We start from the raw sequence: 13,434 nt of genomic DNA on the forward strand, positions 1-13,434 counted from the left end.
TCCCGCCCACGGAGCCGAATAGTGGACACTCAGCGCACCAAGGAGGCGTGACGTGAGCACGATCGAGATCGAGTTCGCTCCGCATTGGGTGAACGCGTCATTGGTGCGCACGCTGGCGCGGCCGTTCGTGACGATCGACGGCGTGGAGCATCGCGAGTCGTGGTCGGAACCGTCGACCTACGAGCTGGCACCGGGTGGCCACGAGCTCACCGCATTCATCCGCTACCGCGGCACGACGTCCGCACTCGGCATCGGACGGCGACGCGTCGAACTCGGTGCAGAACAGCACCTTCGGCTGCGAGCTCGAAACGGGTGGGCGAACCACATGCCGTTCGAGTTACAGCTCCGACTCGCCCCAGGTCTCGACGCGTAGTTCGTCCCCGACCGAGATGGTTCCTTCCTCGATCACCGAGAATTTCGAACCGAAGGCGACGCCCTTCTGCCGGGCCCGGCGGTAGGTGCCGAGAGTGCGCAGAGGTTCGGGTCCGGTGCGAACACCGGTGCTCTGCTCCACCGTGGTGACGGCGCAGCGGATCGCCAGCTTCGTGTACGTCAATCGTGCGTCGCCGATCGAGATGTTGCGCACTTCGTCCTCGACATGAGCGTCCTGCGAGCCGTCGACGACGATGTTGGGCCGAAATCGGTCGATCGGCAGCGGGGCGTCGAGGCGGGAGTTCAGACCGGCCAGTGTGGCGGTCGAGAGGATGTGGACGGCGGCGCTGTCGGCGAAGTGGGCCGAGCCGGGGCGGATTCCGTCGGTGACGCGGCCGTGATCGTGGGGCGCGGCGACGAGGCGGGAGGGCTCGCCGATGACGTCGGTGAGCCAGGCGGCGATGTCGTCGCCCTGGTCGATGCCCCGCAGCGGCGTGCCGAACATCGTGACCCCGCGGTCCGCGGAATCACGATCGACGACGGCGGTGACGCTTCCTGCGCTTTCGTGTCGCAGTGTCAGTGAGCCGTTTTCCACCGAGCATCGAACGACGGCCAGCACGGGATCGGTGCGTTGGCTGCGGAACGAGCCGTCCGCGTCGACGATCATGAACGCTCGGTCGTGTTCGAGACCGGCTGCGCTCACCCGGGCCGAGTCCAGTGCCGTACCGGCACATCCTTTGACGGGATAGGTCACCAGAGACGACACGCGCACCCGTCGAGGATACTGGGACATATGACTCGTGCTCTGTTGGTAGTCGATGTTCAGAACGATTTCACCGAGGGTGGTGCTCTGGCCGTGGTCGGCGGTGGGGAGGTGGCGCGCAGGATCAGCGCGTACCTCGCCCGGAGCGGCGACGACTACGACCTCGTGGTGTCCTCACGCGACTGGCACGACGGCGACAGCGACAACGGTGGACATTTCGCCACCGACGCTGCCCCGGACTTCGTCACCACGTGGCCGGTGCACTGCGTCGCGGGAACGGTCGGCGCGGAATATCACCCGGATTACCGAACCGGCAGCGTCGACGTGCATGTCTACAAGGGGCAGGGCAGACCGTCGTACTCGGCGTTCGAAGGCGTCACCGAGGACGGAACATCCCTGTCCGAGATCCTGAATTCCAACGAGGTGACGGCCGTCGACATCGTCGGTCTCGCCACCGATTACTGCGTGCTGGCGTCGGCGAAAGATGCAGTGGCACAGCACCTGGACGTTCGGGTTCTCACCGATCTGGTGGCCGGGGTCGCTCCCGAGACCTCCGCAGCGGCTCTCGACGAACTCCGCGAAGTCGGAGCAGCAGTGGTGTGAAACAGAAGTGGTCTACGAGTCGATCGTGGTGGTGATGGACGTGACCGACGGTGCCGCGGGGGTGCTGCCGAAACCGAACGTCACCGGGGGAGTGACGGGCGTCAGCGAGCCCAGGTCGTCTCCTTGCCAGGATGCGACGACGTCGACGACGCGGTGCTGGTGCCTGGCTCCGTAGTATTCGCGCCGGCCTCCGCCGGCGCTGCCGCGAGTTCGCACTCCGCGCAGTATCACTCGGGCGATGGGGTCGCTGATCGTGCAGAACCACGGTGCGGTGGACACGGCGTCGGGGACGAGGCTCAGGGCGCGGCCGAGAACCGTCGTTCCGGCCACTCGGATGCGTACCGACAGATCCCCGGCGACGACGGACCGCCAGCCGTCGGGCTGGTCGGAGAAGGTGACCGGTACCAGCTCGGTGGAATCGAACGAGTATGTCGCCGTGACGAATTCACGTACCGCCTCGTTCGGGGCCACGAGTAGGCGTCGACCGTCCGCGAATTGGACCATCACATCGGTGAATTCGCCGAGGGGCGAGCGCGTCCAGTGTCCGACGACGATGCGCACTCCCGACGTCGTACCTACCCCGTAGATCTCTCCGTGAAACCGTGATCTGGTCATCTTCGTGCACTCTCACCTAGGTAGCACTATGCGGTGCATAGTGGAGGTCATGGCGTCCTCGCAACCCACTGTATTCGTCCTGTTCGGCGCGACCGGAGACCTCGCGAAGCGAATGGTTCTGCCGTCGTTCTACCAACTCCACGTCGAAGGCCTGCTGCCGGAGAAATGGATCCTGATCGGCAACGGTCGCAAGGACTCGTCCGACGACGAGTTCCGCGACCACGTGAAAGATGTGCTCGACGAGTTCGCCGAGAACGTGGCCGACGACGATTGGTCGGCGTTCTCGAAGCGAATCCGTTTCGCGGGCAACGGCTTCACCGTCGACGATCCCGGCAAGCTCCCCGACGTCGTCGCCGACGCCAGGAAAGAGATCGGTGACGACGCGCAGCTGGTGCACTACATCGCGCTGCCGCCGAGCACGTTCGTCGACTACACGAAGGCCCTCGGTGCACACGATCTCGCCGAGGGTTCCCGAGTGGTGTACGAGAAGCCCTTCGGCACCTCGCAGCACAACTTCGAGGAACTCGACAAGGCCGTGCACGAGGTCGTGAAGGAGGAACAGGTCTATCGCATCGACCATTTCCTCGGTAAGGAAGCAACGCAGAACCTGCACGTGCTGCGGTTCGCCAACGGCATGATCAGCGGCATCTGGAACTCCGAGCACGTGGAGCATGTGCAGATCGACGTGCCCGAGACACTCGACATCGACGACCGCGCCGAGTTCTACGACGAGACCGGTGCCGTTCTGGACATGCTGGTGACCCATCTGTTCCAGGTGGCCGCCGAGGTGGCCATGGAACCCCCTGCGTCGTTGAAGGCCGAGGATCTGCAGTCGGCTCGCGAAACGGTGATCGGGCAGTTCCGTCCACTCGACACCGACGAGGTGGTTCTGGGGCAGTACGACGGCTACCGCGACGTCGACGGCGTTGCCGAGGATTCGACGGTCGACACGTTCGTGGCCGCGAAGCTGTGGGTGGATACCGATCGCTGGCGTGGGGTGCCGTTCCTGCTTCGTACCGGCAAGATGCTCGGTGCCGGAGCGCAGCGGGTATCGCTGGTGTTCCGCAAGCCCGCCGACAGTCCACTGTCGACGCTGCCCGAAGACGGCGCGGTGCTCTCGTTCGACCTGTCCGGTGACGGCAGCATCGATATCGCCATGACGGTCAAGGAACCCGGACCGGATTTCGACCTGTCCGTCGGGCATCTGTCGTTGCCGCTGAAATCGGTGCCCGACGCGGAGCCGTTGAGCCCGTACTCCCGTCTGATCCTCGATGTACTGAACGGGGACCGATCGCTGTTCACCAGACCCGACGGCCTGGCCCACGTGTGGGAGGTGGCGGCGCCGCTGTTGAACGATCCGCCCGCGGTGAAGAACTATGCGCCGGGCTCGATGGGACCGACGGAAGCCGACGATCTGGCTGCGCCCTGCGGTTGGTTGATCACCGGGAAAACCGAGGACTGATCAGCGGAACGGTGAAGAACCGGGTCGGCTTTCGAGCCCCGAAACAGCCGGCGGGTCCTTTTTGTCCGAAACGATGGAATGAATCGCGTCTGGAACGTTATGTTCCTGTGGCCTGGTCACAATCCGACTCGGGCCACGACGTGTCTTTCGAAAGGCTTACCCATGCTCCTCGATCTCCTCACCGGCCTCCTGCCCATCCTCGGCGGCGGCGAAGACGGTGGCATCACCGGACCCATCACCGGTGGCCTCACCGATGGTCTCGGTGAACTTCTCGACGGACTGCTCGGCGGAAGCACCGGTAGCTTCGGCTCCAGCTAGGCCCCATTCCGGGAAGTCCGACGGCAAGGCCCCGTTCCTCCACCGGCGAGGATGCGGGGCCTTTCCGCGGTCGCGGGAGCTCACGGGCGGCGCGGCATCAGCATCAGGGCCGCCAGGTAGATCAGCACGACTGTGCCACCGCTGAGCACTGCACCGGCGACGGTGGCGACGCGAACGAGGTTGACGTCCCAACCGAAGTAGTCGGCTATACCGCCGCAGACGCCTCCGATCATCTTCTGCGAGTTGGACAGGGTGAATTCTCTGGGGGAATTGCTCTCGAATGTCATGGTGAGAAGTCTGCGTCGCCGACGCCTGTGGGCACATCGGGGCTTTCACCCATATCGACCCGGAGAATCGAACGATCGAGAAAGGGGTCGCCGAACAAGTTCGGTGACTTTTACGCCGCAGACACTCGACCTGTTGTCGGCGCGAGGATTACGGTCGGAAGTGTCGGTCGCTTCCGGTCCGTCCCCCTTGCAGACCGGAAGCGTGTCCGATGCGTCCGGTTGCGCTCGGTGTTCACCGAATCGCCATGGACCGGTCACCGATGAGCACTAACTTTCGGCGCATGACCGACTTCGATCTCCGCAACGGCGTGGCTGCACGCAAGAATCTCAGCGACGTGCGGGACATCACGACCGCCGTGGATCTTGCCGATACTTCGGGGTTCGTCGTCGACGACTCCGATGACGACGACCCGGTGCTGCTGACGGTCCCGGGCGGTCACGTCGTCGACACGTGGCGGGAGAACTACCCCTACGACGAGCGTATGACCCGCGCCGAGTACGAACTCGAAAAGCGGCTGCTGCAAATCGAACTGCTCAAGCTGCAGATGTGGTCCAAGGACACCGGACGACGCCACGTCATCATCTTCGAGGGTCGCGACGCCGCCGGTAAGGGCGGCACGATCAAGCGGTTCATGGAGCACCTCAATCCCCGCGGCGCACGCGTCGTCGCGTTGGAGAAGCCGTCGGTGCGGGAGTCGACGGAGTGGTATTTCCAGCGGTACATCGGGCATCTGCCTGCGGCCGGCGAAATTGTGATGTTCGACAGGTCTTGGTACAACCGTGCCGGTGTCGAACGGGTCATGGGGTTCTGCACCGAGGAGCAGCATGCACAATTCGTTCGGCAGGCACCGCTGTTCGAGCAGATGTTGGTGGACGAGGGCATCAGCTTGACCAAGTTCTGGTTCTCGGTGTCGCAGCACGAGCAGCGCACTCGCTTCGCGATCCGGCAGGTGGATCCGGTACGGCAGTGGAAACTGTCGCCGATGGATCTTGCGTCACTGGACAAGTGGGATGCGTACACCGCTGCGAAGGAAGAGAACTTCCGCGCCACCGATACCGACGTAGCACCGTGGACCGTGGTGAAGAGCAACGACAAGAAGCGCGCGCGGATCAACGCGATGCGGTTCGTGCTCAACAAGTTCGACTACGCCAACAAGGACTCCGAGATCGTGGGCGAAACAGACCCGCTGCTCGTCGGACGCGCGAAAGACGTGCTCGGAGAATAATTCTGGGCTACATACCGGGGTCTGCTCGGTGAACGTCCTGCGTCGCTTCGGTATCCGCGCAGCGAGTTCGTGCCGCGTTGTGCACCGCGCCGGTGGTTGCGGTAGGAAAGTGGTAGGCCGTATTACCTACGGCTGTACGAAGAGACGAGCATCAGGAGTTCTCATGGGTTCAGCTGCGCAGTTCATCACCGACATTGCAACCGGAGTCTACGACGGCATCGTCGACGCGATCGTCGAGCAGATCGTCGGCGTGCTGACGTCGGGTAGCGCCGCGTAATTCGTCGGTCCACGAGTCGCGGTCGCTGTCGGGGGCGGCCGCGACTTTTCGTCTCCGTGACCGTTTTGTGACAGCTCACCAAGATTTCTGACTTTTCGATGCCAATGCGTGTACGAAACGTTATCCGTTCGGGTAGAAATCTTCATGCAGAGGTAATCGAGTGACGACCGTCACGTTCGATCTGCACATCCCTCGAACAACAAGGAGCCTGTCGCATGTCCGCTGAACTCGGTGACCTCTTGGCAATCTTCATCCAGCTCTTCTCGGGTATCAGTTCTTCCTCCGACTGACATCCCGGCTCCGCGCCGTAGGCCTCGGCCAGGACGGCCGACCGGAGCCGAATCGATGAACAGTAAGGCTCGCGACGCCGCGTCGGCGGCGAATCCCCCTCTCTCGAAGGAGTTTTGATGGAATTTCTCTCGCTGTTGCTGCAGTTGCTCGCTGTCGGCAGCTCCGAAGGAACAGGTTCGGTCGTCAACATCCCCGGCACGCTCCCCAGCTGAAGCGCGACCCCGAAGCCGGGCCCGACTACCGTCGGGCCCGGTTTTCGTGGTTTCGAAGTGTCATTCGGTCGACCGAAATATCCTCCAGCGGTCGATGATTCGCCGCCGACCGGGTAGACCTGAACCTCATCCTCGATGCGCTCGGTATCGACGGTAATAGAGGTGGTGCCATGCTCGAAGCCGTAGTCGGATTCATCAACAGTCAATTGTTCTGGTTCAGCTGGTCGACCGGTAGCTACCACCCGATCATCCTGTGAGGTAGTGCCCTGGGGAAGGTGCGGTCGCACCGTCATAGGGTTGGCCGATGCAGACGGTTCCGATTCAGATGCCCGACGGTTCGACGGTGCCGGTGACGCTGTTTCCGAGTGAGGGCCGAGACGATGCGCCCGTCATCGTCGTTCTCCCGGGTCTCGGCATCCCCGGCGGCTACTACCGGCTGTTCGCCGAAGCGCTCGTCGCCCGCGGATTCCATGCTGCGATCGGCGATCTTCGGGGCCAGGGGGACAGTAAGCCGAAGCCGAGTTCGTCGAGCAGGTACGGCTATCAGGAACTGGTCTCGGTCGACTTTCCGGCGATCTTCGAGGTGGTGCGCGAGCAGTTTCCCGCCGCAACCCCGTATCTGCTCGGCCACAGTATGGGCGGACAACTGGGCGCGATGTACGCAGCCCGAATTCGAGGCAGGCTCGGTGGCTTGATCCTGGTGGCATCCGGGTCGCCGTACCACCGCGGTTTCGGCACCACTCGCGGGGTCCCGCTGTACTTCGGCGCGGCGGCGATGGCGATCACCAGCAACATCGCCGGATTCTGGCCGGGGGACCGCATCGGGGTCGGCGGATTCGGTCGTCAATCACGAGTGTTGATCGACGACTGGTCCAGGTTCGCCCGAACGGGCTCGATCGAGCCGGCCGGTGCCGACATCGACTACGAGGAACGGATGGGCCGGCTGACCCTACCGGTGCTGGCAGTGACCATCGAGGGCGACGATCTGGCCCCCAAGGGGTCGATGGAGAATCTGACGGCCAAGCTTGCCAACGCCGACATCACCACCGAACACATCGACGAGCCGCTGGGCCACAACGGGTGGATCCGCAATCCCACAGCGGTGGCCGACCTGGTCGAGCGGTGGATGCACCGCTGACACAACCCCGTGCCGAACGATACGGTCGTTTGGATTAATTCATGCGATAAGTTCCAACTCCGCGCCCGTTCTGGTGTACAACGCTAGTGACTCAACTTCTGTTCTGCCGAAGATAGCGAGCACGTGTATGAACGGCCTGGGGGCTACAGCTCGTCGGATCGGTAGGGCTGTGCTCGTGGCCGCGTGTATCGCTGCGTCGGCCTCGCAGGGCACGGCCCTCGCCGCGCCCGACGCGTCGACGTCGTACGTGGTGCGAACGGAGGAGACCGACGCCGTCGCCATGACGGCGTTCGTGCATTCGGCCGCGATGGATCGGACCATCCCGCTGAAGATCCTTCGCTCTCCGGACCGCGCGAAACCGAGCTCCACCGTGTATCTGCTCAACGGCGCGGGCGGTGGGGTGGACGGTATGGACTGGTACACCCAGACCGATGTCGTGTCGTTCTTCGCGGACAAGAACGTCAATGTCGTCACTCCCGTCGGCGGCGCCTATTCCTACTACACGGACTGGCAGCACGACGATCGCGTGCTCGGCCGCAACAAGTGGGAGACCTTCCTGACCCGCGAACTGCCTCCACTCGTCGACCAACTGCTGAAGACCAACGGCCGCAACGTCATTGCCGGAATCTCGATGGCTGCGACGTCGGTGCTCAATCTGGCGGCGCACAACCCCGGTCTCTTCCGGGCGGTCGGCTCCTACAGCGGCTGCGCCTCGACCACCGATCCGTTGGGCCGCGCGTACGTCAAGACCGTCGTATCGATGGCGCTCGGAACCGACGTGAAGAACATGTGGGGCCCGGACGACGACCCCGACTGGGTGCACAACGACGCTGTCGTCAACGCCGACAAGTTGCGCGGCACCGCGCTGTACATCTCCAACGGCAGTGGCCTGGCGGGGGCATCGGACACCTTCGACGGAACCAACCCCAACGGCCCCGGTTTCGTGCTGCTGAACCAGATGGTGGTGGGCGGTGCCATCGAGGTCGCCACCGGCGACTGCACCCGTCGACTGAAGAGCGCGCTCGAAAAGCTGGATATCCCAGCTCATTTCGAGCTACGGGAACGCGGCACGCACTCCTGGGGATACTGGCAGGACGATCTCCACAATTCCTGGCCGATGTTCGAGCAGGCTCTGGCCGACTGACATCACCGGCTCTCGAGCTGCCGCCACAGGAACTCGTACGTCAGTGCGGTCTTGAAAGCCAGCTGCGCATTGTCCGACGCCCCGCCGTGGCCGCCCTCGATGTTCTCGTAGTAGCACACGTCCTGACCGAGCTCGGCCAGCCGCGCAGCCATCTTGCGCGCGTGACCGGGATGGACTCGATCGTCTCGGGTGGACGTGGCGATGAGTATCGGTGGGTACTTCCGCTCGGACGCGGCCACGACGTTCTGGTACGGGGAGTACTGCGAGATGAACTCCCATTCGGCGGGGTCGTCGGGGTTGCCGTACTCGGCCACCCAGGATGCTCCCGCGAGCAACAGGTGGTACCGCTTCATGTCCAGTAGCGGGACCTGACATACCAACGCCCCGAACAGTTCCGGGTACTTCGTTTCCATGATGCCCATCAGCAGGCCACCGTTGCTGCCGCCCTGGGCGGCCAAGCGATCGGCGGTGGTGATCCCGCGGGCCACCAGGTCGCGGGCGACCGCGGCGAAGTCCTCGTGGACCAGATGCCGGCCCGCCCGCAACACCTGGGTGTGCCAGGACGGTCCGTACTCGCCGCCGCCGCGGATGTTGGCAACGACGTAGGTGCCGCCGCGTTCGAGCCACGTTCGACCCATTGCTCCGCTGTAGCCGGGCGTCATCGAGATCTCGAAGCCGCCGTAGCCGTACAGCAGTGTCGGGCCGGGGCCTGCGTCGCCGCGTCGGACGACGAAGTAGGGGATCGCAGTGCCGTCGTCCGACTCCGCGAAGAACTGCTCCACCGTCATGCCGTCCGCGTCGAAGAAAGCGGGAGCCTGCTTCAGTACCTCCAGCGCGCCGCCGACGGTGCCGACCAGCAGCGTCGCCGGGGTGAGGTAACCCGAGGAGCCGAGGAAGAACTCGTCCCCGTTCTCCTCGGCGTCCGTACCGATGATCTCGGTCGACGCCAACTCCGACAGCCCGTCGACGGTGGCCGTGTCCCACTCCGTCGTGCGCGTTTTGCGCCCCTCCAGGTACGCAAAACGCGCACGAGGGGTGAGCACATGCAGACGAGTGCGGACATCCTGCAGCGTCACCAGCAGCAGATGATTCTCGGTCCAGGCGTACTGATGCAGGGATGTGTGCTCGTCGGGAGTGAACAGAACCGTCAGAGATGCTGTGCCGCTCATGAATTCGTCGAAGTCGGCCGCGAGCAGAGCGCCCGCCGGATGGGTGACACCGTCGTAGGTCCACTCGGTCATCGTCCGAACCAGCAGCCAGTTCTCGTGGACCGACGTCGATGCGTCCGTCGGCGTCGGAATGCGGGTCACCGCCGTACCGTCGAGCACGTAGGTCTCGGAGTTGTAGAAGTCGGTGGACCGCTGCACGAAGTCGCGCTCGAATCCCGGCGTGCGGTCGTGCCACGCGGAGATCGAGATGTCCTGGGATTCGCCCTCGTAGACGGTCTCCGCGTCGGCGAGCGGGGTGCCTCGGTGCCATCTCTTGGTGATCCGCGGATAGCCGGATTCGGTCAGGGACCCCGGTCCGAAATCGGTGCCGACGAACACGGTGTCGGCGTCGATCCAGCCGATGTCGGTCTTGGCCTCGGGCAGCGTGAAACCGCCGTCCTCCGCAGCGCGGAACGTGCGGGAGTCGAGATCGAACTCGCGTACCACCGTCGCGTCGGCACCGCCTCGGGACAGCGTCACCAGAGCGCGCAGCTGGTCGGGGCGCAGTACCTGAGCGCCGCCCCACACCCAGTTCTCGCCCTCGTCGGCGGCCAGGGCATCGAGATCGAGCAGGACGTCCCATGCGGGTTCGTCCGTGCGGTACTCGTCCATCGTGGTGCGCCGCCACACCCCGCGGATGTGCTCGGCGTCGCGCCAGAAGTTGTAGAGGAACTGCCCGCGCCTGCGTGCGTACGGGATCCGCGCATCGGTGTCGAGAATCTCGCGTACACCCGCCACGGTGGCGTCGAAACGCTCGCCTGCCAGCGCCTGGATCGTCACCTCGTTCTTCTCGCGTACCCACGCGAGTGCGTCGTCGCCGGTGACGTCTTCGAGCCAGAGGTACGGGTCGTCCGAGAAAGCCATGGCACAGTTCTAGCAGCACACGTGCGGTCGGGTGCAGGACGCGTGCGAGGCTACCGGCTGGTAACGAAGACCAGGTCGAGACAGTGTCGGAGGGCACGACTACGCTGGGGACTCGTGACCTCACACTATGACGTCGTTGTCCTCGGAGCCGGTCCCGGTGGGTACGTCGCTGCTATCCGCGCGGCACAACTCGGACTCAGCACTGCCATCATCGAGAAGAAGTATTGGGGCGGTGTGTGCCTGAACGTGGGCTGCATCCCCTCGAAGGCGCTTCTCCGTAACGCCGAGCTGGCGCACCTCTTCACCAAAGAGGCCAAGCTGTTCGGTATCTCGGGTGAAGCATCCTTCGACTTCGGGGCAGCATTCGACCGCAGCCGCAAGGTCGCGGACGGACGCGTCAAGGGCATCCACTTCTTGATGAAGAAGAACAAGATCCCCGAGTACGACGGCCAGGGCACGTTCACCGATGCCAACACCATCGAGGTCGAACTGTCCAAGGGCGGCACCGAGACGATCACGTTCGACAACGCGATCATCGCGACCGGCAGCACCACCAAGCTGCTCCCGGGAACCGAGCTCAGCAAGAACGTCGTCACGTACGAAGAGCAGATCATGACCAAGGATCTGCCGGGCTCGATCCTCATCGTCGGCGCGGGTGCCATCGGTATGGAATTCGGGTACGTCCTGAAGAACTACGGAGTCGACGTCACCATCGTCGAGTTCCTCGATCGCGCGCTCCCCAACGAGGACAAGGACGTCTCGAAGGAGATCGAGAAGCAGTACAAGAAGCTCGGCGTCAAGGTCATCACCGGCGCAGGTGTGCAGAGCATCGACGACGACGGCTCCAAGGTCACCGTCGAGATCAAGCACAACAAGTCCGGTGAGAGCGAGACCTTCACCGTCGACAAGGTGATGCAGTCCGTCGGATTCGCGCCTCGCGTCGAGGGCTTCGGTCTCGAGAAGACCGGTGTCGAGCTCACCGATCGCGGTGCCATCGGCATCACGAACACGATGCAGACCAACGTCCCGCACATCTACGCCATCGGCGACGTCACCGCCAAGCTCCAGCTCGCCCACGTGGCGGAGGCGCAGGCCGTGGTGGCTGCCGAAACCATCGGCGGCGCAGAGACATTGCCGATCGACGACTACCGCATGATGCCGCGCGCCACGTTCTGCCAGCCGCAGGTCGCGAGCTTCGGTCTCACCGAGGACCAGGCCCGCGAAGAAGCGCAGGCTCGTGGATCCGACATCAAGGTCGCGAACTTCCCGTTCGCCGCCAACGGCAAGGCACACGGCCTGGGCGACGCGACGGGCTTCGTCAAGCTCATCGCCGACACCGAGCACGGTGAGCTGCTCGGTGGCCACCTCATCGGACCGGACGTCTCGGAGCTGCTGCCGGAGCTGACCCTGGCCCAGAAGTGGGACCTGACGGTCAACGAGCTGGCCCGCAACGTCCACACGCACCCGACGCTGTCGGAGGCACTGCAGGAAGCGATCCACGGCCTCGCAGGCCACATGATCAACTTCTGATCTCTGCTGTAGAACGACGAACGGCGGCGACCACCTCGGTGGTCGCCGCCGTTCGCTTAGTTCTGGGGTGCTAGGACTTTCGCCAGTGGTCGAATCGGCCCTTGATGTCCGACGCCACGTCGCCGATTCCGTTGCCGACGGCGTCGACGGCACCGGTGAAGCCGCTGCCGATGTCGCGGACCGTCTTGATCAGCGGGTCCTCCGACGTGTCGAAGTTGTTCTTGTACGTGCGGGCCGCGTTACGGAACTCCTCCGACACCTTGGCCTCGTCGTCGGTGGACCGGCGCGGGTAGTCGCCGCGGAGGACCGCCGCGTACTCGCCGCTGTCGACCCACTTCTTCAGCTCCGCAGCGCGCAGCACCGAGAACGGGTGCGAGAGGAGTTCGAGATTGAGCAGCTTGAGCACGCCGTCGCGCAGGTCTCCACTGGCCTCGTACTCGGCGGCCTGAGCGAGGAAGGCGTCGACGTCGATTTCGCTGATACGTGCGCCGCCCGCCAACTTGAGCTGCACGCTGATCGCGGTGTGCACGTCCTGTCCGCACAGCAAACCTGCTCTGTCGCCGGATAATTCGGACTTGCGCTGCCATTCCATCAGTCCCGCGATCACCGCGCGCAAGGCCCAGCCGCCCACCGGAACCCAGCCGACCGTGCCGGCGAGGCGCATCAGGTGCATGAGAACGGTGCGGTACACCGCGTGGCCGGACAGGGCGTGGCCCAGTTCGTGGCCGACGACGAATCGCTGTTCCTCGTAGGTCATGATGTCGAGCATGCCGGTGGTCAGGACGATGAACGGTCGATCCATCCCGATGGTGAACGCGTTGACTATCGGCGACTGAACCACGAACAGCTCCGGAGTTTCCTCCGCGCCGACAATCTGCACACAATCGGCTCGAAGATCGTTCAGATCCTTGAACTGGCGTTCGTCGACACGCACCGCGGTGGCCAAGTACATCAGGCGATGCTGTCTCTCGCGCAGCAGTCCGGACAGCGTTCGCAGCACCGTGTCGAAGCCCTTGAGGGTACGAAGAGTGACCAAGGCTGCTCGGTCCGAAGGGTGTTCCCAAGTGCGAGAAGAGATATCGGGAAACTCGATACGAGTACGGTCCGGTGCGTGTGTCACTGTG

13 protein-coding genes are annotated in these 13,434 nt (G+C 64.1%); 8 read left to right on the forward strand and 5 right to left on the reverse strand.

Annotated features, from left to right (window positions below; genetic code table 11):
* Nucleotides 1-52: 52 nt before the first annotated feature.
* Nucleotides 53-373, forward strand: coding sequence for a hypothetical protein (locus tag CH285_RS17855; RefSeq protein ID WP_094643897.1), 321 nt, complete (start codon nucleotides 53-55; stop codon nucleotides 371-373).
* Here CH285_RS17855 and CH285_RS17860 read toward each other — a convergent pair.
* Nucleotides 338-1,144 (reverse strand): MOSC domain-containing protein, encoded by an 807-nt coding sequence (locus tag CH285_RS17860; RefSeq protein WP_255032287.1) that lies wholly within the window; start codon nucleotides 1,142-1,144, stop codon nucleotides 338-340. The two genes, CH285_RS17855 and CH285_RS17860, sit on opposite strands and share 36 nt — an antisense overlap.
* Nucleotides 1,145-1,165: 21 nt before the next feature.
* Here CH285_RS17860 and CH285_RS17865 point away from each other — a divergent pair, with 21 nt between their 5' ends.
* Nucleotides 1,166-1,738, forward strand: a complete 573-nt coding sequence (locus tag CH285_RS17865; RefSeq protein WP_027498431.1) for an isochorismatase family protein — start codon at nucleotides 1,166-1,168, stop codon at nucleotides 1,736-1,738.
* Nucleotides 1,739-1,750: 12 nt separating this feature from the next.
* Here CH285_RS17865 and CH285_RS17870 read toward each other — a convergent pair whose 3' ends face one another.
* Entirely contained in the window at nucleotides 1,751-2,353 is a 603-nt protein-coding gene (locus tag CH285_RS17870) for a hypothetical protein (RefSeq protein WP_094643899.1), read from the reverse strand.
* A 49-nt stretch (nucleotides 2,354-2,402) separates the two neighbouring features.
* On the opposite strand from CH285_RS17870, the gene CH285_RS17875 reads away from it, so the two are divergent.
* Nucleotides 2,403-3,815, forward strand: a complete 1,413-nt coding sequence (locus CH285_RS17875; RefSeq protein ID WP_027498429.1) for a glucose-6-phosphate dehydrogenase — start codon at nucleotides 2,403-2,405, stop codon at nucleotides 3,813-3,815.
* A gap of 162 nt (nucleotides 3,816-3,977) precedes the next feature.
* The gene (locus CH285_RS27995; protein ID WP_155288427.1) at nucleotides 3,978-4,133 is read left to right on the forward strand and encodes a hypothetical protein; all 156 of its coding nucleotides are present in this window, start codon (nucleotides 3,978-3,980) and stop codon (nucleotides 4,131-4,133) included.
* An 80-nt stretch (nucleotides 4,134-4,213) separates the two neighbouring features.
* On the opposite strand, the gene CH285_RS17880 is transcribed toward CH285_RS27995, so the two are convergent.
* Nucleotides 4,214-4,420, reverse strand: coding sequence for a PspC domain-containing protein (locus tag CH285_RS17880; protein ID WP_027498428.1), 207 nt, complete (start codon nucleotides 4,418-4,420; stop codon nucleotides 4,214-4,216).
* A gap of 281 nt (nucleotides 4,421-4,701) precedes the next feature.
* Here CH285_RS17880 and ppk2 point away from each other — a divergent pair, with 281 nt between their 5' ends.
* From ppk2 to CH285_RS17895, 3 genes are all read left to right on the forward strand, one after another.
* Nucleotides 4,702-5,646: a polyphosphate kinase 2 gene (gene ppk2, locus CH285_RS17885; RefSeq protein ID WP_045840630.1), complete on the forward strand. Its 945-nt coding sequence runs from the start codon at nucleotides 4,702-4,704 to the stop codon at nucleotides 5,644-5,646.
* Nucleotides 5,647-6,730: 1,084 nt separating this feature from the next.
* Nucleotides 6,731-7,564: an alpha/beta hydrolase family protein gene (locus CH285_RS17890; RefSeq protein ID WP_027498426.1), complete on the forward strand. Its 834-nt coding sequence runs from the start codon at nucleotides 6,731-6,733 to the stop codon at nucleotides 7,562-7,564.
* Nucleotides 7,565-7,691: 127 nt separating this feature from the next.
* Nucleotides 7,692-8,708, forward strand: coding sequence for an alpha/beta hydrolase (locus tag CH285_RS17895; RefSeq protein WP_032389022.1), 1,017 nt, complete (start codon nucleotides 7,692-7,694; stop codon nucleotides 8,706-8,708).
* Nucleotides 8,709-8,710: 2 nt separating this feature from the next.
* On the opposite strand, the gene CH285_RS17900 is transcribed toward CH285_RS17895, so the two are convergent.
* Complete coding sequence (locus CH285_RS17900; protein ID WP_094643900.1) at nucleotides 8,711-10,780, reverse strand: prolyl oligopeptidase family serine peptidase; 2,070 nt, start codon at nucleotides 10,778-10,780, stop codon at nucleotides 8,711-8,713.
* A gap of 114 nt (nucleotides 10,781-10,894) precedes the next feature.
* Here CH285_RS17900 and lpdA point away from each other — a divergent pair, with 114 nt between their 5' ends.
* On the forward strand, nucleotides 10,895-12,310 hold the full coding sequence (gene lpdA, locus CH285_RS17905; protein WP_032365160.1) for a dihydrolipoyl dehydrogenase: 1,416 nt from the start codon (nucleotides 10,895-10,897) through the stop codon (nucleotides 12,308-12,310).
* A gap of 70 nt (nucleotides 12,311-12,380) precedes the next feature.
* Here the strand turns inward: lpdA and CH285_RS17910 are convergent, their stop codons facing one another.
* Nucleotides 12,381-13,430 (reverse strand): M48 family metallopeptidase, encoded by a 1,050-nt coding sequence (locus CH285_RS17910; RefSeq protein WP_032369805.1) that lies wholly within the window; start codon nucleotides 13,428-13,430, stop codon nucleotides 12,381-12,383.
* Between the last annotated feature and the right edge of the window lie 4 nt (nucleotides 13,431-13,434).

This window comes from Rhodococcus sp. 05-2256-B1, assembly GCF_002258465.1.
In the GTDB taxonomy this organism is placed as follows: Bacteria; Actinomycetota; Actinomycetes; order Mycobacteriales; family Mycobacteriaceae; genus Rhodococcoides; species Rhodococcoides fascians.

What these genes read in the sequence shown, in the direction of transcription:
- CH285_RS17865 (WP_027498431.1), top strand. Translation starts at nt 1,166, where the DNA reads ATGACTCGTGCTCTGTTGGTAGTCGATGTTCAGAACGATTTCACCGAG.
- CH285_RS17870 (WP_094643899.1), bottom strand. Translation starts at nt 2,353, where the DNA reads ATGACCAGATCACGGTTTCACGGAGAGATCTACGGGGTAGGTACGACG.
- CH285_RS17875 (WP_027498429.1), top strand. Translation starts at nt 2,403, where the DNA reads ATGGCGTCCTCGCAACCCACTGTATTCGTCCTGTTCGGCGCGACCGGA.
- CH285_RS27995 (WP_155288427.1), top strand. Translation starts at nt 3,978, where the DNA reads ATGCTCCTCGATCTCCTCACCGGCCTCCTGCCCATCCTCGGCGGCGGC.
- CH285_RS17880 (WP_027498428.1), bottom strand. Translation starts at nt 4,420, where the DNA reads ATGACATTCGAGAGCAATTCCCCCAGAGAATTCACCCTGTCCAACTCG.
- ppk2 (WP_045840630.1), top strand. Translation starts at nt 4,702, where the DNA reads ATGACCGACTTCGATCTCCGCAACGGCGTGGCTGCACGCAAGAATCTC.
- CH285_RS17890 (WP_027498426.1), top strand. Translation starts at nt 6,731, where the DNA reads ATGCAGACGGTTCCGATTCAGATGCCCGACGGTTCGACGGTGCCGGTG.
- CH285_RS17895 (WP_032389022.1), top strand. Translation starts at nt 7,692, where the DNA reads ATGAACGGCCTGGGGGCTACAGCTCGTCGGATCGGTAGGGCTGTGCTC.
- CH285_RS17900 (WP_094643900.1), bottom strand. Translation starts at nt 10,780, where the DNA reads ATGGCTTTCTCGGACGACCCGTACCTCTGGCTCGAAGACGTCACCGGC.